Genomic DNA, 16,214 nt, shown 5'->3' with positions numbered 1-16,214 from the left:
GTGTCTACATCTAAGGCTTCTGTTGAGGTTTCTGCGGTATTTTCTAGTAAGAAATTGGCTGTTTTGTTGAACGCCAGGGCTGAATCTGTGGAAGCTGCATTTACCATTGCTTCGATCGCAAATTGTGCCTCTGCTAGCTGCTCCCTTAATCTCTGGTTTTCCTCTGCTAATGTATTATTGGGTGCAGCTAAAAACTCGAAGTGAAGCACCCAAACTAACTTGTCCTGCCCCTCAAAGTAGGTGTCGATAAATTCTTGTGCTGTTGCAACCATGCCCCCTTCTTCTTGTAAATCGATGGATGACATTTCTGATAAATACTGTTGATATGGGCGCTGAGTAAGTTTGATGGATCCTAGTTCATGTCCACCCCGGTGACGGCCTTTATTTAGTGCTGGGATGGCAATATTTTCATCAAAATATCTAATGAAATTTCGAGCATAATCATCTTGCCATGCACGCCTAGTTTGCGTTTTCTTACCAGAAATCAATTCGTTGATCGTCAGAGCAAAGCTTATTCCCATAGCCTTGGGCTTGGATTGCGGAAATAATTGATTTAAGCTGGCAATTAAGTCAGCAGCGAATTCCTTACCTTCGCTGTCCGGAAGGCTGATAGCCTGCGCGAGTGCCAGTGTCTTGATTTTTGCCGGAGTTACAAGAGCTTCGAGTAAGTCTCCGGCGAATTTATCTTCCCACTCTCTCATGAACTCAGTTGGGCTTTTTTCATGGGAGTGAGGTTTTAGAGCTAAGCCTTGTGGCCATTTGTTACTATATATTGTGTCTTCCTTTGGGAAATAGTAATATCTATTTTTTCCGGCTTCCCACACTAATTCTGATTCCCAGTTGGCCTCTTCTTGTTGTTCGCGGATCAACTCCATCTCTGCATAAGCGATAGTGGCTAGTTCATCTTCTCCATCCACTGTTACAAGTGCTTGACAGCAATCTTTCCATTTGTGAATAATTCCTTTTTTGCCTTCTAGCCCCTTAGCAAAAATGAGCACTCTATCGCCCTTGCTGGCAGTGATTTCGTTCAGTGGATTTGCAGGCTGTTCTGCTTTCGTCAGTAGCCTTAGGTCACTAGCGCCAAGTGGTCTTGGGTAGACTCCTCCGCTGTAAAGTGCGATGTGAATCTTGCCTGATTCGTCTACTTTTTTAACTAATCCTCTGCTGTTTGTTGCGTCGTTAATCTCGACTGGTACGCCCTTTGTGAAGCCCAATTTTTGAATTGCGACTTTGTAATCTTGACTGCGCTTGCCGGATATCTCGAATACTGCTATTTCTAAATGTTTTTTAGTAGCCTTTTTGCCTTCCGTTGCGGCTAAATTTTTTGCATATTCGATTGCTTTAAGCTTGTCGTTGACATCTGGGATAATTTTCAGAGGGCGCAGGCAAGCGCTGGGAATGTTTAAAGTAATCGGTTCGTCGTATTGTTTGGATATTTCTGCCTCCAACTGTGCTACGACTTTTGCGTCTTCAATTAACCTGTAAGCACTGGAAATTGACTTGCCGAATTCAGTTTGGCAGTACCTTTCAAAAGTGCGATATCCGAGTGCTTTGTACGCTTTTCTGTCCCGGGCTTGAATCAGCATGGAACCCAAGCTGTCAAAGTTTTCTTTGATTGCCTGGGTGACTGACTCTGCTTCTTGTCGCCCCATTTCGGCGAGGCGTGCTGGTCGATCGACTGTTGCAACTGTCATGCTGACTCCTCATTGCTAAAAGCGAGTGCGGTCAATTCCCGCACTCGGCTGTTTGTCTTCCTACACTTCAATCTCAAATTCATCTTGCAGAATATCCCCGGCGAGTTCGGCTAGTGCCGGCGGGGAAAGGGCTTTTAGCAACTCTATTGCTTCGGCTACAGGTGCAGCAAATTCGCCGTGACGCGGCTTTATTTCTATCAATTGCGTGGTTTGAACGATGCGGTGGTAAGCGGCCAAGCCTACTGCCATTTTTTCGTTCCAGGCGAGTTTTTCTAATTTGAGGAAAAGCAAGCCGAGAGTGCTTCTATCTCGTATGAGAATCTGGACTAATTCGTCGGTTTCTCCGTAGGTGTTGCTGAAAGTATCTAGGGGGTTGGTTTGGCTTGTTTGATTTCCCATAAATCTCCTGAATTTGTTACTTTTCCTGTCGCCTGTAATTCGCGCAGGCGACACAGGGTTGTTCCTCTTGAATAGAAAGTTGGCATCTTGAGAGAGATTTGGTAAGCCGTTTTGGGGCCGTGTTTGAGGATTCCCAAGATGTCGTTTCTTCTGGTTTCGTTGATTGCTATGTGGTTGACAATGGTTCGACCTATGTTCATTGGTTTGTCTGCTTGATGCTGAGGGAAGGGTACTCGCACTTATCGATCGAACTCCGAGTTTCGGAGAAGAATCGACGCCGTTTTTCGGGTTTTGTCAGGGGCTGGCGACTCGCCCGTCGCCCAGCGCTTTTTCCGCAATGCTTGGCTCTGAACAGTATTGTGTTCTCGATGCTTTTAAGGTTTTTACTCATCGTTTGGTGAGAGAGGAATTTGTGAGTGAGAAAGACGATCGCACGTCCTACCGCACGATCGCCCGCGAATGATAGGAAGGAAAGTTTTAGGCAGTCCAGTTACATAGGAATCACCTCCGCCAGATGAGGGAGAGAAGCGATCGCCCTACAGAACGATCGCCGGAGAGCGAGAAAGACATCAGGTGTGAAATTGAGTTTTGGCTACTGCATGGGTGTTACCTCGCTGCTAAAATCCCTGCGGTCGCTTCCCGGTGGCGGCGACTTGTCGGGGGTGTCTGTCGCTGATTGCCCAATAAAAATCAGGGCTACTGATACCGCAATGGCACATGACCCGATCGGTAAAATCCGCATTTTCACGGAATTAACTGCTAGAAGGCAGAGTTTGTCTACGTAGAAAGACGTAGACGAGAGGCTATCCTTGACTTGGTTGTGCTGCGAGTTGCCGGAGCCGACCGCTTCTCGCTGCTCACGCTCATCAGGGCTTACAGGGCTAGTCGCGAAAGATGGTCTGCCTGCCGGAAGCTCTTATATTTGTAGTAAGCCGGCTGCGGACGCTAATCACCAGCCGACTTACTTTGTTGTTTATGAGGCTAGTCAAATTAACAATCTTTTTGCTTGTCAATTTGACTAGATACCAATATAATATGGTTACAGACATTAAAAGTCAAGCAACATTAGGATGTTTCCCTTTGGCTACCTTCCTCCAACAAACAGGATTTTCTTACGAACGACTAGCTGGTGCTATCTCCCACATTTCTGGGCAAGAAGTATCTGCTAGCACTCTTCGTCGGAGAGCTAGAGAAGGGAGCCGAGGGTGGGAGAAGCTTGCACTTAGTGGGGTGCAATGGCTTGCTCTATGTCAAATCTGTGGAGTTCCACCCGAGAAGCTTCACGAGTTTGTCAGGTTCCCTGAAAAGTTTTTGCCTGTACAGAACCTTGAAAATTAAATAGTTAAGCCTCCCCAGTTAGTGTCTGGGGAGGCTGAAATCACGGCCTATTGTTTTGTCTAGCACTGTGTCTAGTGCAGGCGCAAAGAGTTTAGAAAGGTTTGCTCGTTCTGAGGGGATGGACTTGAGACTCCCGTCATATACAGGCGATTCCCCACGATCATCTGTCGGAACGTCATCTTGATTGGTTTAGACCTGTGTTGCAAGTGAATTTCTACTCCTGGGTTTCCGTTTAGACCAAAGTGCCTTTGCGCGACGATCGAAAATTGCTCGCTAGCTACACTTGAACTCCAGCCTTTATTGAGAGATTCCCTCATAAGAGCTTGCTTGTCATCGTGGCTAATGAATTGAATCCCCTCACTAGCCATGTACCCAAAAATGTAGAGTTCATCTTCCAGCCTAATGGAGTTCATCGTGCTGTCAGTATCCGTCACTTGTTTGACCTTGTGTGGCGGCACCATTATCGAATAATGTCCATTTGGGTCATAAAAATCGTTCCATCCCTGCTGCCCAGGCTCGGAAGTGGAACTGAAAGACTGTCGGGGTTGCTGGTATATCTGAACCAGCCCAGGTGCTGTTCCTGTGGTTGTTGGCACAAGATACTGCGTCCGACTTCCTGCCAAGTGATTCTCCAGGTTCCGCGCCATCCGGCTGAGTTGTTCCGGCCGCCCGATGAAGTAGCCCAACGCTACCCATCCCGCCACTCCCAGCCATTTGCGCCAGTCGATTCGCCGCTTGAAGTTCATCATGTTAAAGCCTAGATGTAATAATTTCTAGACTTTAAGCGATTTCAGCGGCTCGCGAAACCGCGAAACCACGTAAAATCCCACGTTCCAGAAAAAGTGTCCCATTTTTGGGACATTTTTTCTACAACCCTTTTTACGAAAAATGTCCCATTTTTGGGACATTTTTTCTGCGACTCTAGGGTTTCGCTCCCTCGGCGGCAGTTATTTTCGCTCTGGCCGTGGCGAAAATAATCAGGTATCTCCTCGATGCTGAAATCGCAAAAGCTCTGTTTTTCAGGCTCTGGCTCCAATTATTTAGCCTTGCCTGAAAAGAATAATTCACATAAAAATGTCCCATTTTTGGGACATTTTTATTAACCAAGCTTATTGACATTCAAATACTGAGGCTCGCTACACGCCTCCAGACTTGCGGGTGACGCCGGCAAGTTTCACGCTCTAACCAAGCACACGGGCGATCGCTCTGGGTAGATCCGGCGATCGCCCTTCCTTTTCCAACGACTAATATCCAACCACTGACAATCATACCCTATGCCTAAAATTAAGCTCAAAAAATACGAACAGGCGATCGCTCTGCTTCCTTGGTGTAAAGGACTCGATCGCGAGTCATCAATCCTTTATGCCAATCTCAAGACTCTCGGTTATCGGTGGAGTATTGGCGATCGTAAGTGGTTGCTGAGGTGATGCATGGAAGGCTTTACGCTCAAAGAAAAACTAGCAATTCGCGATTATTTTAACGATCCAAATTACCCGCAGCCTCATGGTGAAGTCGTTGCAACGCAATTACTGGCGGCAATGATTGCTTCTGGTAAATACAATCTCGAAGAGTATCCCAGACTTGCAGAATCAGCAGTCCGGCTAACAACTCTTTTGGCAGTTCGATTTCACCGCGAAGTGAAACGCGAGGTGCGAGAAACGACAAACCCAAAGCCTGCAACCGCAGAGGATTCTACGAATTCTGACTCCACAGGTTATGACCCCATCCCCTTCTGAGTTTTGATGGCGGCACCTGCCTTAGTGGTGTGCAGCCCGGGCAGACGGGCGAGTTCTCCCCATTTGTCTAGTGCGATCGTGTTTGCCTTCAAGTGCGATCGCTTCATATTAGGAATTAAGCCATGATTACCGAAGACACTCGCATTGATTACGAACGGGTTGGCGATATTATACCGCCGTCGGTTTCCACCGTTCTGTTTGAAGTTTTTGGTTCGGATTTTTCCCGTGCGGACAGAGACGAACTCCTTATTTTGCTGGAGGTTGTCGCACTTAGCCTGCGCCAAGAGGGTGCATTTTGCGATAGCTTGCGTGAAGTGGTCGGTTCTGATATGCCTTGTGGTATTTACACCCACGCTGCAATAGGTAAAAACGAAGGTCTCAAGCTGCTGGCTATTCTCCAGGTTGCGATCGTCGAAAGTTATTCAGTTTTGGCGGTCAACCAAAGATTAGCCAATTAAATTAAAGTGCCCCTGCGCTGCAACAACAGCCAGGGGCGGATCACCTTTGTGGTAAACGGAGAAGATGATATGTCTAGACTATCAAAAAAAACAGAAAAAGTCTACCTCGATCCAAAAACTTTTCGGGAACTTACCGAGTGGTCTGTTTACCGAATCGCCCGCGAAACTGATATTCCGCTTTACAGTCTTTACAATTATTTGAAAGATGAGTCAGATCCCAAGTATAGGGAGCCAAAGCCTTATATAAAAAGGCTATTGGGGGAGATATACTTTCGTCTGTTCTTATCTAGCCCGTGATTCGTTTAACTCTCGACTCTCGACCCTCTCCTTCCTAGGATGGGGTCTTTTTTTTGTGCAAAATTTGATCGACTCGATCGATGTTTGGTCAATGACCAATTATTGGTCATTGACCAGTGTCCTGATGTTTCGCTAGCCGCTATTGTTGGACTATCGATTCCAATCGATTCAAATCGATTCAAATCGATTCCTTTTGCAAAAATAGACTCATGGAACCTGAAAGTAACGACGTGATTGATGTAGACGCTGAACAAATCGATTGCCCTGTTTGCGAATCGATTGATTGGTACTCGGCGACGGACGTGCAACGCATCCTCCACTTAAACAAAGCTGGCTTGCAAAATGCGATCGCCAAGCTCCGGGATATTTACGGGATTGAACTCAAAATCTTACGGCGCGGAAGTGCTAGGGCAACTGAGTATTCTCGGTTCGCTCTAGATGCCATTCCACTGCTGCATTCTCAAAAGTTTACCGAGTTGCGAAATTTGGTAGAGCAAGCATCGGTTGCCCCCCCTGTTTCCTCGCCTACGGCGATCGTGTTTGTAGGTAAACACAATCAAATAGCTTCTACTGCTGCCACTGTTGCCGATAGTAATCTAGCTCAAATTGCCTCCTTAAAATCTGGGTTACTGAGTAATTACAGGGAGCTAGGCCGGAGTCTGGGAAGGCAGGCAGCCGCAGAGGTTCGCCAAGGCTTCACGGATGAAGTAAGAGCAGGACTTGCTAACTTACAGGATTCTTAGCATGGCTTACTACGAAGTCAGAATATTGCGTTGCCACAATCCTCCAAAAATGCTAACTGTGACGGCCCAAAACTCACAGCAAGCTGTTCGCGCAGCGGCTGCCGACTTAAGGCAAGAAGGTGTCACAGATGCACGCGGGGTAGAGGTGATAGGTCAAGTTAAAAGTTTGAGAGGGTAAACAAATGAGCAGTTCAATCATTCCCTATCAAGGAGGTAGTGGTGAGACTGACGGCGGAGGAATTGCGCCACACGTTATCAGCCACGGCTACGAAGACGTTTCAGGTTTGATGTCCAAATATTATGGTTTCGACTTATCGGCAATCCCGAATATGTCGATCGATGAATTGGGCGCCATGAAAGATGCTTCCGTGAAATCTAAGTGGCTCGCAGACAACCTTCATTTAATAGAAGAACTTGTGACTGATTGGATCGACGGGCAAGTTGCCTGGTCAACAATGCAAGCTGCTTTGGTTAAAAAAGGCGCTAAAGGTGCCGAGAAAATAGACAAAGCAACAGCAGACATGGTACTCGCGCAGTATCGCTACGAGCGAGGGGTTGAAAAGCAAGGTGAGCGGGTTCGCGCCGGTCAAGAACTTGCCGATAACAAACTGGCAAATTTCTTTACAAAAAGCGCGCATCAACTCTCAGTTAATTTACAGATTGAAGCTGACAAGCTTGCCACTGAAATGGCCGCGATTTCGGAAGCTCCAGACAAAGCCTTCGCAATGGCGCAATTCAATCAGCAGCGCAAAACAGCTTTGCAGGCTGCGACGAATTACTTAAAATTCGGTAGCGCAGCGGCTGTGTTACCTAGTGCAACAGGGCAGGTTTTTGAATCTCAAAATCGAATCGGATATCAAGGCCAAGCGGCGCTGCCCAGTGCGAGCCGACCAATCGCATTTGGTGGAATTCGAGGTGCTGCGACAAAAGTTAAAAATGCTGCGGGCGCCGTCAAAGGTTTTGGGCAAAACGTTGCCCGCGGCTTGGGGAAAATCGGCAAATTTTTGAGAGGATAAATTAATGTTTCCGTTTCAAAAGCCTGCGCCAACAATAGAGGTTATTCCCGCTAAGATTTCAACCTCGCTAAAGGCTTTACAAGGTTTGTCTGACTGGCATTTTAGAGGTATTTTTCTTTCGATCGGGGTCATTGCTACTAACGTAATTCGCTCGTTGCCTCAGTATTTGACTCTTTACTTTATTGTCGGCGCGATATCAATCATCTGGATGCTATTTGTACCTCCGTCCCAGCCAAGTTCTCAGGGTTTATACCGGACTGGTGCCACAGCCCTGTTCCTCGGATCGATCGCTTGGTGGGATTTGTTACATTACATTCCCCTGTGGTGGTTTGGAATTGCGATCGTCGGCTTGATACTGTTGCTCGCGGCGGTGGGAGAGAGTGATGTCTAGCCCTAGCCGAGACTGGGCGATCGCATCGTTAATCGGTGGCATCTTTTTTGCAGGTGTTGCTGTTGTGCCTTTGCCTTTTTCTCGGTGGGTTGCTCTCCGACAGTCTGCCTCGTTTGCAGCATTTGGGTGCTTTCTCGGCGGATATTTTAGCACCAAAAAGGCGATCGCATTTCAGGAAATATTAGATGAAGCGATCGAATCTGACAAGGAACAGCAGCGGTTAATCCGCGAAGCTACACAGCCCATCGTTGTAGCGGAAGTTGTTGAAAATGAGCAACAACTTTCCCAACTCCGAAAAGAGGATTTCAGGCTTGATGCTGGGGAAGCTTTTGCAACCGTGCAGCTTGATAAGCGGCCGGAGTGGGTGAGGCAGCAAATTGAGGCTGACTCTCCCCAAAATGTTGCCGAGACTGAAGTTGATAAGCCCAGCAAGGCTCAGATGGAAGTTGAAACAGCACCCGAGGTAAAAGTTGAAACAGAGGCTGAGGCGATCGAGCGATCGAAATCTTGTCTGTTGGAATTGATTGCTAATCACGAGGGCGGATGGATATCACAGCTCATGAAAAAGCCTGTATATATCTATGGCGATCAGGGCGCTTACAAATCGTATTTTGCTGCTTTTCTTGCACTGTGTCGGCACTACTTGCGCGGGCATCAGGTTGTATCAATCGCTGACCCCCACTTTCATCAAAACAAAAGTAGATGCTGGAAGGAATTAGTTTCTTTGGGGGTTCCTGGTTATGGAGGGAATTACAATTATCATGAGGTTGGCCAGCAGATTTATGCGATGTTTGATAGGTTTGCTGAGCGTACTGAAGATGATGCCCCGCTGACTTCTATCTTTGATGAATTAACCATGTACAAGGATGAAGAAGGGACACGCGAACCTGGAAAACTATTGATACCTAAAGCCATTAGTTGCCCGCGCAAGGCAAATGAATCCCCGATTTTTCTTGCTCATGATGATACAAACAGCGCATCTGGTGGCAGTGACGGATTTGCCAAAGCCCGCAACAGAAACATGATCAAGATCGAGTTGTTTGCTGATTCCGAGCAAGAGCCTCTTTTTCGAGGTAATATTTCTGGCATCAAAGATGAAAACGGCAACTACATTGAGAAGGAAATAAGTATTGCTGCCAAGTGGATTCGCCCTGCATACGTCTGGGCATTGTTTGAGAAAACTACCCAGGAAGCAGCGGAATCTAAAAATTCAAAGGTTAAAACGGCAGATATTCAGCCAGAATCTGATGTCGAAAAACTTGACCGCTTGATGAGCATTTCTGATGATTATTGGCTCGCCGAATCAGACCCAGACAAGCTCGAACAACTGATTGAGTTACGCAAAAAAAAAACGGGAAAATTTGGAAACTCGGGAAGTAACTCAAGATGTGCAAGTTCCCTGGCTGAAACGAGTTCCCAATCCCGGGAACTCGTGGACCCCTTTCTGGATGGGGAGTTCCCGCGTTCCTGGAACGCGGCAGATTTTTCCCGTCTCCTGCCAAATGAGCGTGAGGATGAGATGTTTGAGAAACTTATTGCGTATCTGGATACGAGCAGGAACGCATCTGAAATTATCAAACATGGATTGGGCTTTTCAAAAGAGAAATACTCAAAACTTGGGAAACCTTGTTTCAAATATTTAGTGCGAACTCACGGGTCAATAGCTCTCATCAAACAGTTTGCAGATTACTTAGAGAAGGAATGAAAATTATGGACATTTTGGACAAAAAAGGAAAGCCATTGCGGGGCGCAGCGAGACAATCATTTTTGGCGAAGCGATTTGGTTCAACGTGGAATAATGAAGATGTTGATATAACAGTTGCCAGCTTTGACGGCAGGATTGACAGTTTAGAAAGACGCATTAAGTATCTACCGTTGACGGCGATTGTTGCTCTTTTTTTAGGATGCGCTGCGGGTAAAATTTTTAAGCCGGATTTGGTAGCTGTTGCCATCGGGTGTGCTTCTGCCGGAATAGGGATGGGGATAACTATTTCTCGTCAAAATTATCGAGGGACGACTTGAGTGATGACAAATTGTGATGATTTGGTGAATGCTGACTACGCCATTCCAAACCCACTCTGGCATTATTCTGAAATATGGCATCAGTGTCAGCAGGAAATGCAAGAATTACAGCAAATGCTTGCATCAGTGCAGGAGGTTGAAAATGCAAGCCCAGAATCCGATCGCAAGATCAAAGACGCGCTGGATGCGATCGGGCAAAGACTTAACCAGGCACGCCGGATGATGGATATGTGATAGCGTGATTGCGAGGTCGCTCCTCGCTCTTTTATGTTTGAGAAGAAGTTGAGAGCCGCTATCCAAAAATATTTAGATCCAAACACAAGCAGACCCTCAAGGAGCGCAGCTAAAGGAATTATTACAAGGCTTGTAAATGCTGCGTCTGCAACAGATGTAGTGTTGATTTCTGAAATCCTGAAAGAATTTGATAAATTGCCTGACTGGCTTAAGTTGCGGTTTCAAAAAGGTTCTTTGTACGAAGAAGGCGATCGGGTTTTTGGGTGGTGTAGCGATGACCAAATTCAAGCTGTTCCTTTGCCTGTAGTTTTTGATTATTATCGTGACAAATCTGATGGTCGTTCTGTTGAATATATTAGGGTTGTTGCATCGGACAACGTGAATTTTGCTCCACCAGTTGCCTTGCCATTTGATGGCTGTCGCGTAAACGTTGAATCTGACGATCCTAATTTTCTGAAGTTACTTGAACATGGTTGGGCTTCACCTTGTGATTTGCAATGGAGCTGGTTTGAGCGTTCCCGTTTTTCTGATTTAGAGGGATACGTCGTAGAGCGATCCATTATTCCTTATGGCTTTTGGCAAGCCTGGAAATGGTGGCCCGAATGTTGGCGGTGGTACTTAAAGAAGCGGCCTGAGTTATTTGAGGAGGCTGAGTGGTGGAAGAAAGACCCAGTTTACTACGAGCCTCCTGGTGATTTATACGCTGCGGTGCTTGGGGGCGAAAATAAAGCTTTCTTTGAATCTCGAAAATTTTACATTGATTGATTTTCTAGGGAGGTTGACATAATTACGCTGCTTGTGTAGTCTATTTGTTAATTAGTGGGGAATCCGAAGACAGGAAGCACTTGCCCCTCAAAGTGCCGCCCTGTCACGGCGGAAGTTGCGGGTTCGAGCCCCGTCTGTCCCGTTCCCTCGAAAGTAGACGCTCTAAAATAAAAATTTTAGGGTCTTAGTATTTTATGAATAAGGAGGCGGGAATTTTGACAGTTACCCTCATTAACCCCTCCCCAGAAAAAACTACGCAACGGGTGGTATTATCTAACATCAGTTGGCAGACTTACCAGAGCTTGTTAGCAGAAGCCGGAGACAAGAGAGCCTCGCGGTTTTCTTATTCTCAAGGAGTGTTGGAAATTATCATGCCCTCAGATTTGCATGAAACAGTTAACTGTTTGCTGAAACGGATTGTTACAGCTTTGACTGAAGAATTGGACTTGGAGATTAAGGGATTTGGTTCGACGACTCTCAACCGTGAAGATTTAGCACAAGGTGCAGAACCAGATTCATGTTTTTATATCCAAAATGTCGATCGCATTCTAGGGAAAAGACTCGACATCTCAACAGATCCTCCCCCAGACTTGGTAATAGAAGTTGATATTACCAGTCCTTCTTCTAATCGATTTGTAGTTTACAAGCAGCTAGGAATTCCTGAAGTTTGGCGGTATCGGGCACAAACTGTACAAATTTATCAATTGCAAAATCGGGAATATATTACCTGCGATCGCAGTCCGACATTTCCCATCCTTTCTGTAGCAATGCTCAATCAATTTTTGCAGATGGCAGAAACTCAAGATGATAATGCCATAATTCGGTCTTTGCGTCAATGGGCGAGCGAGCAGTTACGATCGCCCGAAAACGAATAATACTTAACTTAATTTAACTAACTCTTTTCTCCGGCGGACGATCGACTCCCAGCAGCGCTCAAAAATATTGGACAATAAATGGTCGGAATATCTGATAGCTTAACACCAAGGCGATCGGCACTAGGATCGGAATAGCAACTAGCAATCCCCATTTGCCAAACCCCAGTTTTTGACCGTCGGACTTGAAGAGGGTAATTACAGCCACAATTCCCATCAGTACCCAGAGAAATCCGAAGCCCATGAAGACTGTATATCCTGCATCTTGCATATTTTTATGCTGCTTTATTTATTAATTTATCTTGAGATTAGTTCGATCTTTTTTGGATTGACGAGATTCGATGCAACTGTCAACTGTCAACTGTCAACCCGGCAGCGACTCGGATTGTCGCACTCAAGACGTTTAGTTCGATCGCTAATAACAGTAGCTAAATTAGGTCTTCCCGTCAAAGGCAGCCGCCAATCGGCCCAAATTCCGTACACCCAATTTGCGATCGTCCCAATCACCGGCAACCTAGTCACCGCATAAATCCAGCCCATTCCCAAAATCTCATAAATCCGGCGAAAGACCTCAACATTTTTAATTGCCGTACCGTCGGGTAATACCGCGTGAATCCGGCCCATCGCCGTTTCGTAGTCAATCCCGCCGTGGGCTTGGGGGTTGTAGTCATCCTCCGCAATATCCACAAACGACACCAAACCTCGGCCCGCGTCCCGCTTTTTCAAGAAATTGACCTCCCGCACGCACAGCGGACATTCACCGTCATACAAAAGCTCAATCTGCCAAGATGGCTTAATTTCAACAGATTCGGGGAATTCAGTTTTAGTCGCAGACATAGGAAAATTTATTTTAATGGCGATCGCACACTAACATTTTACAAGAATTAAAATTATCGATCGCGCATTCAGCACCCTGCCACAGTTATTTGTGCTTTAAAAAATAGGCCCAAAGGTCAATCCAGTCTGGGGCGCCGACAATGCTAATATCGTCAAGATGCCGTCTGCTCCAAAAGCCCGAGACTTTCGCCCGATCGCTAATTAGCCTATTATCGAGCAATTCCAGGCAAACCAACTGCCAAACACAATTTTTAAGGCGGCAACAAACTATATTAAAATTTGTAGTCACAGCCACAGCAAATCCCCCAACCAGCAAATTGCCCCCAATCAAAAAGCAAAAAGATACATGAACGTCAGAGTCCGTCTAGCCCCCAGTCCCACCGGAAACCTCCACATCGGTACCGCCAGAACCGCCGTATTTAACTGGCTGTTTGCCCGCAACCAAGGCGGAACATTCATCCTGCGGGTAGAAGACACAGACGTAGAACGTTCTAAAAGCGAATACACCGACAACATCCTCGAAGGACTCACCTGGCTGGGTATGAACTGGGACGAAGGCCCGAGTTTTCAGTCCCAGCGTCTGGAAATCTACCGCCAAACAGTCCAAAGCCTTCTCGACAAAGGACTCGCTTACCGCTGCTACACCACCTCAGCAGAACTTGACGAGATGCGGGAAGCACAAAAAGCCAACAAACAAGCCCCCCGCTACGACAACCGCCACCGCCACCTGACGGAGGAACAGCGCGCAGCTTTTGAAGCCGAAGGGCGGCAAGCTGTGATTCGGTTTATCATTGAGGACGATCGCACGATCGCCTGGAATGACATGGTGCGCGACACCGTAACCTGGAAAGGTAGCGACCTCGGCGGCGACATGGTAATCGCCCGGGCATCCAGCGGCGGCGTCATCGGCCAGCCCCTCTACAACCTCGCCGTAGTTGTCGATGACATCGACATGGCTATCACCCACGTCATCCGCGGCGAAGATCACATCGGCAATACTCCGAAACAAATATTGCTTTACGAAGCTTTGGGCGCGACAATCCCAGAATTTGCCCACACGCCGCTGATTTTAAACGTCCAAGGGCAAAAGCTTTCCAAACGCGACGGCGTTACCTCGATTTCTGACTTCAAAGATATGGGTTTCGTCCCCGAAGCTTTAGTCAATTACATGACTTTGCTGGGTTGGACTGCGCCGGATTCAACGCAAGAAATATTTACATTGTCCGAAGCTGCGGCAGTATTTACATTCGATCGAGTCAACAAAGCCGGTGCAAAATTTGATTGGGATAAACTGAACTGGCTTAACGGTCAATACCTGCACAAGATGCCTGTGCCGCAATTGACAGATTTGCTGATACCTTATTGGCAGAAAGCCGGTTATGAGTTTGATTCTAAGGCCGATCGCCCTTGGCTCGAACAAATAGCTGCTTTAATCGGCCCGAGTCTCGTTCGCTTAACCGATGCTGTCGGTATGTGCAAGTTGTTCTTCTTGCCAACTTTGGAATACGAAGAAGAAGCACTCGCACAGTTGCAGCAATCAGGCGCCACGCAGGCTTTACAAGCAGTTCAAGAAGCTCTGGAAAGTCATCCCACCCTAATAGCAGCAGAAGCTCAGAAAATCACTAAAAAGCTCAGTAAAGAGAAAAATCTTAACAAAGGGCTGATTATGCGATCGCTCAGAGCCGCTCTGACAGGTGCAATGCACGGCCCCGACCTGATAGAATCTTGGGTAATCCTTCACCAGCGGGGGACGGCTAAAACCCGCTTGCTTGATGCCATTAGCAACTTGAATTTGCCGGCAGTTGGTGTTGCGGCCGAAACTCCTAGCCTAGAACAACCCAAAGCCGAAACTCCCGCCGAAATTTCCGAGGGGGAACAGCCAGCAGCCGAGGTTTCAACAGTCGAAACACAGGCGGTTGAACTATCAGCAGCAGAGGTTACAGCAGTCGAAATACCGACTATTGAAACAGTCGAAACGCCTTTGGTAGAACCAGCAGCAGAGGTTACAGCAGTCGAAACACCGACTCTTGAACCAGCAGCGGAAGTTACAGCAGTCGAAACGCCGACTCTTGAACCAGCAGCGGAAGTTACAGCAGTCGAAACGCCGACTCTTGAACCAGCAGCGGAAGTTACAGCAGTCGAAACACCGGCTGTTTCAACAGTCGGAACGGAGGTTTCAGCAGTCGATATTTCGGCAGTTGAAACAGCCGCAGCAGCAGTTGAAATACCTGCCGCCAATCAGCAAAAAACTATTGCGAGTGGAGAAATGACTTCATCAAACGAACCAGAAACAACCGTTATTATCACCGAAATTCCTGCTGAAAATGAAGCAGACAGTTCGAGCGGTAGCACCAAAGTCATCATTACCGAAGAACCACCAGATCAGACACAGCAGATCAAAGAACAAATTATTTCAATTTTGTCGGAGTTTCCTGCTTACATCGGCAGCTTTTACGAGCAGTACAAAAGTCCTTTGACAGTTGTCGGTGTCATTTTAGCCTCGATTGTTTCTTTGAAAGTGCTTTTGGGCATTGTAGACGAACTAAACGATATCCCCCTGCTAGCACCCACATTCGAGCTAATTGGTATCGGATATACAGCCTGGTTTATCTACCGCTATTTGCTGCGCTCTTCCAACCGCCAACAATTAGGTCAAGAAATTCAAGCTTTGAAAGAACAAGTTTTTGGCAAAAAGTCCTAAATTTTTGTTGGTAATTTGTTGATTTTGTACCTGATACTGACAAGTTTAAATATGTTGTCAGTGTCGGGTTTTTTAATGAAGGAAGAAGGAAGAAGGATGAAGGAAGAAGGATGAAGGATGAAGGAAGAAGGATGAAGGAAGAAGGATGAAGGATGAAGGATGAAGGATGAAGGATGAAGGATGAAGGATGAAGTAGGTGCATCGCTTGACAAAAATCCCTCAATACAAACCGAGAATCTGACAGCGACGCACCAGCCATAGCGAGCAGACTGTAAACAAAACAACTGTTTGTCTTGTTTGCTTAACTATCGTTTCATACCAAATCCTGGTTATTCATCCCCGTTATGAATTGTCTGGTGCGTCGCTGTTTAGATGTTCGGGTAATATTACCTTTCCGATTAGATGTGATGTTGCTTTTTCTACGAAAAATTACTCGAATATGTATAATGGCGCGCTTAAAAATCCTAATTTATTCAAAACTGTAGTTTAGACTAACCAAAGATGAGAACGGTGGCAAAAGAAGAACTAGAGCCACCGCGCTGGGAGAGAATGAGGGTGAAAAAGAAAACCTATCCACTCCTTAAATGACTGTAGTTTAGACTAACCAAAGATGAGAACGGTGGCAAAAGAAGAACTAGAGCCACCGCGCTGGGAGAGAATGAGGGTGAAAAAGAAAACCTATCCACTCCTTAAATGAACAGTGAACGATTA

22 protein-coding genes and 1 pseudogene are annotated in these 16,214 nt (G+C 46.5%); 16 read left to right on the top strand and 7 right to left on the bottom strand.

The features are described from left to right. The 3 genes from QZ918_RS13735 to QZ918_RS13725 all read right to left on the bottom strand — a co-directional run. The coding region (locus QZ918_RS13735; protein ID WP_293335919.1) for a hypothetical protein at positions 1-1,652 on the bottom strand (1,652 nt) is incomplete at its 3' end. A gap of 102 nt (positions 1,653-1,754) precedes the next feature. Next, a complete protein-coding gene (locus QZ918_RS13730; protein ID WP_293335917.1) occupies positions 1,755-2,093 on the bottom strand; it encodes a hypothetical protein in 339 nt (112 codons plus the stop codon). Next, on the bottom strand, positions 2,060-2,293 hold the full coding sequence (locus tag QZ918_RS13725) for a hypothetical protein (RefSeq protein WP_293335915.1): 234 nt from the start codon (positions 2,291-2,293) through the stop codon (positions 2,060-2,062). The genes QZ918_RS13730 and QZ918_RS13725 overlap by 34 nt, the downstream gene beginning before the upstream one ends. Here QZ918_RS13725 and QZ918_RS13720 point away from each other — a divergent pair. Both QZ918_RS13720 and QZ918_RS13715 read left to right on the top strand, forming a co-directional pair. After that, positions 2,293-2,556: a hypothetical protein gene (locus tag QZ918_RS13720; protein ID WP_293335913.1), complete on the top strand. Its 264-nt coding sequence runs from the start codon at positions 2,293-2,295 to the stop codon at positions 2,554-2,556. The genes QZ918_RS13725 and QZ918_RS13720 overlap by 1 nt on opposite strands. Positions 2,557-2,668: 112 nt before the next feature. Continuing rightward, a complete protein-coding gene (locus QZ918_RS13715; RefSeq protein ID WP_293335911.1) occupies positions 2,669-2,878 on the top strand; it encodes a hypothetical protein in 210 nt (69 codons plus the stop codon). A 624-nt stretch (positions 2,879-3,502) separates the two neighbouring features. On the opposite strand, the gene QZ918_RS13710 is transcribed toward QZ918_RS13715, so the two are convergent. Together QZ918_RS13710 and QZ918_RS13705 are read right to left on the bottom strand one after the other, a co-directional pair. Continuing rightward, positions 3,503-4,180, bottom strand: a complete 678-nt coding sequence (locus QZ918_RS13710) for a hypothetical protein (RefSeq protein ID WP_293335909.1) — start codon at positions 4,178-4,180, stop codon at positions 3,503-3,505. A 370-nt stretch (positions 4,181-4,550) separates the two neighbouring features. Further along, the gene (locus QZ918_RS13705) at positions 4,551-4,700 is read right to left on the bottom strand and encodes a hypothetical protein (RefSeq protein ID WP_293335907.1); all 150 of its coding nucleotides are present in this window, start codon (positions 4,698-4,700) and stop codon (positions 4,551-4,553) included. A 5-nt stretch (positions 4,701-4,705) separates the two neighbouring features. Between QZ918_RS13705 and QZ918_RS13700 the strand changes: the two genes are divergently transcribed. From QZ918_RS13700 to QZ918_RS13645, 12 genes are all read left to right on the top strand, one after another. After that, complete coding sequence (locus tag QZ918_RS13700; protein WP_293335905.1) at positions 4,706-4,858, top strand: hypothetical protein; 153 nt, start codon at positions 4,706-4,708, stop codon at positions 4,856-4,858. Between the two features lie 3 nt (positions 4,859-4,861). Continuing rightward, complete coding sequence (locus QZ918_RS13695) at positions 4,862-5,167, top strand: hypothetical protein (RefSeq protein ID WP_293335903.1); 306 nt, start codon at positions 4,862-4,864, stop codon at positions 5,165-5,167. 122 nt (positions 5,168-5,289) lie between these two features. Further along, positions 5,290-5,625, top strand: coding sequence for a hypothetical protein (locus QZ918_RS13690; RefSeq protein ID WP_293335901.1), 336 nt, complete (start codon positions 5,290-5,292; stop codon positions 5,623-5,625). Between the two features lie 506 nt (positions 5,626-6,131). Next, the gene (locus QZ918_RS13685) at positions 6,132-6,665 is read left to right on the top strand and encodes a hypothetical protein (RefSeq protein ID WP_293335899.1); all 534 of its coding nucleotides are present in this window, start codon (positions 6,132-6,134) and stop codon (positions 6,663-6,665) included. 1 nt (position 6,666) lies between these two features. Further along, positions 6,667-6,843, top strand: a complete 177-nt coding sequence (locus QZ918_RS13680) for a hypothetical protein (protein WP_293335897.1) — start codon at positions 6,667-6,669, stop codon at positions 6,841-6,843. Positions 6,844-6,847: 4 nt separating this feature from the next. Next, positions 6,848-7,681 (top strand): hypothetical protein, encoded by an 834-nt coding sequence (locus tag QZ918_RS13675; protein WP_293335895.1) that lies wholly within the window; start codon positions 6,848-6,850, stop codon positions 7,679-7,681. A 4-nt stretch (positions 7,682-7,685) separates the two neighbouring features. Then, a complete protein-coding gene (locus tag QZ918_RS13670) occupies positions 7,686-8,072 on the top strand; it encodes a hypothetical protein (protein WP_293335893.1) in 387 nt (128 codons plus the stop codon). Further along, the gene (locus QZ918_RS13665; RefSeq protein WP_293335891.1) at positions 8,065-9,777 is read left to right on the top strand and encodes a hypothetical protein; all 1,713 of its coding nucleotides are present in this window, start codon (positions 8,065-8,067) and stop codon (positions 9,775-9,777) included. The genes QZ918_RS13670 and QZ918_RS13665 overlap by 8 nt, the downstream gene beginning before the upstream one ends. A gap of 5 nt (positions 9,778-9,782) precedes the next feature. After that, positions 9,783-10,094: a hypothetical protein gene (locus tag QZ918_RS13660; RefSeq protein WP_293335889.1), complete on the top strand. Its 312-nt coding sequence runs from the start codon at positions 9,783-9,785 to the stop codon at positions 10,092-10,094. A 3-nt stretch (positions 10,095-10,097) separates the two neighbouring features. After that, complete coding sequence (locus QZ918_RS13655) at positions 10,098-10,328, top strand: hypothetical protein (protein WP_293335887.1); 231 nt, start codon at positions 10,098-10,100, stop codon at positions 10,326-10,328. A gap of 48 nt (positions 10,329-10,376) precedes the next feature. Further along, complete coding sequence (locus QZ918_RS13650; protein ID WP_293335885.1) at positions 10,377-11,093, top strand: hypothetical protein; 717 nt, start codon at positions 10,377-10,379, stop codon at positions 11,091-11,093. 215 nt (positions 11,094-11,308) lie between these two features. After that, positions 11,309-11,968, top strand: a complete 660-nt coding sequence (locus QZ918_RS13645; protein WP_293335883.1) for a Uma2 family endonuclease — start codon at positions 11,309-11,311, stop codon at positions 11,966-11,968. Between the two features lie 58 nt (positions 11,969-12,026). Here QZ918_RS13645 and QZ918_RS13640 read toward each other — a convergent pair whose 3' ends face one another. Together QZ918_RS13640 and QZ918_RS13635 are read right to left on the bottom strand one after the other, a co-directional pair. Further along, complete coding sequence (locus QZ918_RS13640) at positions 12,027-12,236, bottom strand: hypothetical protein (RefSeq protein WP_293335881.1); 210 nt, start codon at positions 12,234-12,236, stop codon at positions 12,027-12,029. A gap of 86 nt (positions 12,237-12,322) precedes the next feature. Continuing rightward, a complete protein-coding gene (locus QZ918_RS13635) occupies positions 12,323-12,802 on the bottom strand; it encodes a thiol-disulfide oxidoreductase DCC family protein (RefSeq protein ID WP_293335879.1) in 480 nt (159 codons plus the stop codon). Positions 12,803-13,148: 346 nt separating this feature from the next. Between QZ918_RS13635 and gltX the strand changes: the two are divergent. Both gltX and QZ918_RS13625 read left to right on the top strand, forming a co-directional pair. Continuing rightward, positions 13,149-14,570, top strand: a pseudogene (gene gltX, locus QZ918_RS13630) (glutamate--tRNA ligase); the annotation flags it as partial. A 498-nt stretch (positions 14,571-15,068) separates the two neighbouring features. Further along, positions 15,069-15,503 (top strand): CAAD domain-containing protein, encoded by a 435-nt coding sequence (locus tag QZ918_RS13625; RefSeq protein ID WP_293148373.1) that lies wholly within the window; start codon positions 15,069-15,071, stop codon positions 15,501-15,503. Positions 15,504-16,214: the final 711 nt, after the last annotated feature.

It is taken from the genome of Microcoleus sp. CAWBG58 (assembly GCF_020883045.1).
Lineage (GTDB): Bacteria > Cyanobacteriota > Cyanobacteriia > Cyanobacteriales > Microcoleaceae > Microcoleus.
This window is presented reverse-complemented; position numbering and strand designations above follow the sequence as displayed.

Coding starts and splice junctions, on each gene's coding strand:
- QZ918_RS13670 (WP_293335893.1), top strand. CDS start 7,686: ATGTTTCCGTTTCAAAAGCCTGCGCCAACAATAGAGGTTATTCCCGCT.
- QZ918_RS13680 (WP_293335897.1), top strand. CDS start 6,667: ATGGCTTACTACGAAGTCAGAATATTGCGTTGCCACAATCCTCCAAAA.
- QZ918_RS13700 (WP_293335905.1), top strand. CDS start 4,706: ATGCCTAAAATTAAGCTCAAAAAATACGAACAGGCGATCGCTCTGCTT.
- QZ918_RS13640 (WP_293335881.1), bottom strand. CDS start 12,236: ATGCAAGATGCAGGATATACAGTCTTCATGGGCTTCGGATTTCTCTGG.
- QZ918_RS13685 (WP_293335899.1), top strand. CDS start 6,132: ATGGAACCTGAAAGTAACGACGTGATTGATGTAGACGCTGAACAAATC.
- QZ918_RS13695 (WP_293335903.1), top strand. CDS start 4,862: ATGGAAGGCTTTACGCTCAAAGAAAAACTAGCAATTCGCGATTATTTT.
- QZ918_RS13655 (WP_293335887.1), top strand. CDS start 10,098: ATGACAAATTGTGATGATTTGGTGAATGCTGACTACGCCATTCCAAAC.
- QZ918_RS13660 (WP_293335889.1), top strand. CDS start 9,783: ATGGACATTTTGGACAAAAAAGGAAAGCCATTGCGGGGCGCAGCGAGA.
- QZ918_RS13710 (WP_293335909.1), bottom strand. CDS start 4,180: ATGATGAACTTCAAGCGGCGAATCGACTGGCGCAAATGGCTGGGAGTG.
- QZ918_RS13705 (WP_293335907.1), bottom strand. CDS start 4,700: ATGATTGTCAGTGGTTGGATATTAGTCGTTGGAAAAGGAAGGGCGATC.
- QZ918_RS13635 (WP_293335879.1), bottom strand. CDS start 12,802: ATGTCTGCGACTAAAACTGAATTCCCCGAATCTGTTGAAATTAAGCCA.
- QZ918_RS13725 (WP_293335915.1), bottom strand. CDS start 2,293: ATGAACATAGGTCGAACCATTGTCAACCACATAGCAATCAACGAAACC.
- QZ918_RS13675 (WP_293335895.1), top strand. CDS start 6,848: ATGAGCAGTTCAATCATTCCCTATCAAGGAGGTAGTGGTGAGACTGAC.
- QZ918_RS13625 (WP_293148373.1), top strand. CDS start 15,069: ATGACTTCATCAAACGAACCAGAAACAACCGTTATTATCACCGAAATT.
- QZ918_RS13690 (WP_293335901.1), top strand. CDS start 5,290: ATGATTACCGAAGACACTCGCATTGATTACGAACGGGTTGGCGATATT.
- QZ918_RS13665 (WP_293335891.1), top strand. CDS start 8,065: ATGTCTAGCCCTAGCCGAGACTGGGCGATCGCATCGTTAATCGGTGGC.
- QZ918_RS13730 (WP_293335917.1), bottom strand. CDS start 2,093: ATGGGAAATCAAACAAGCCAAACCAACCCCCTAGATACTTTCAGCAAC.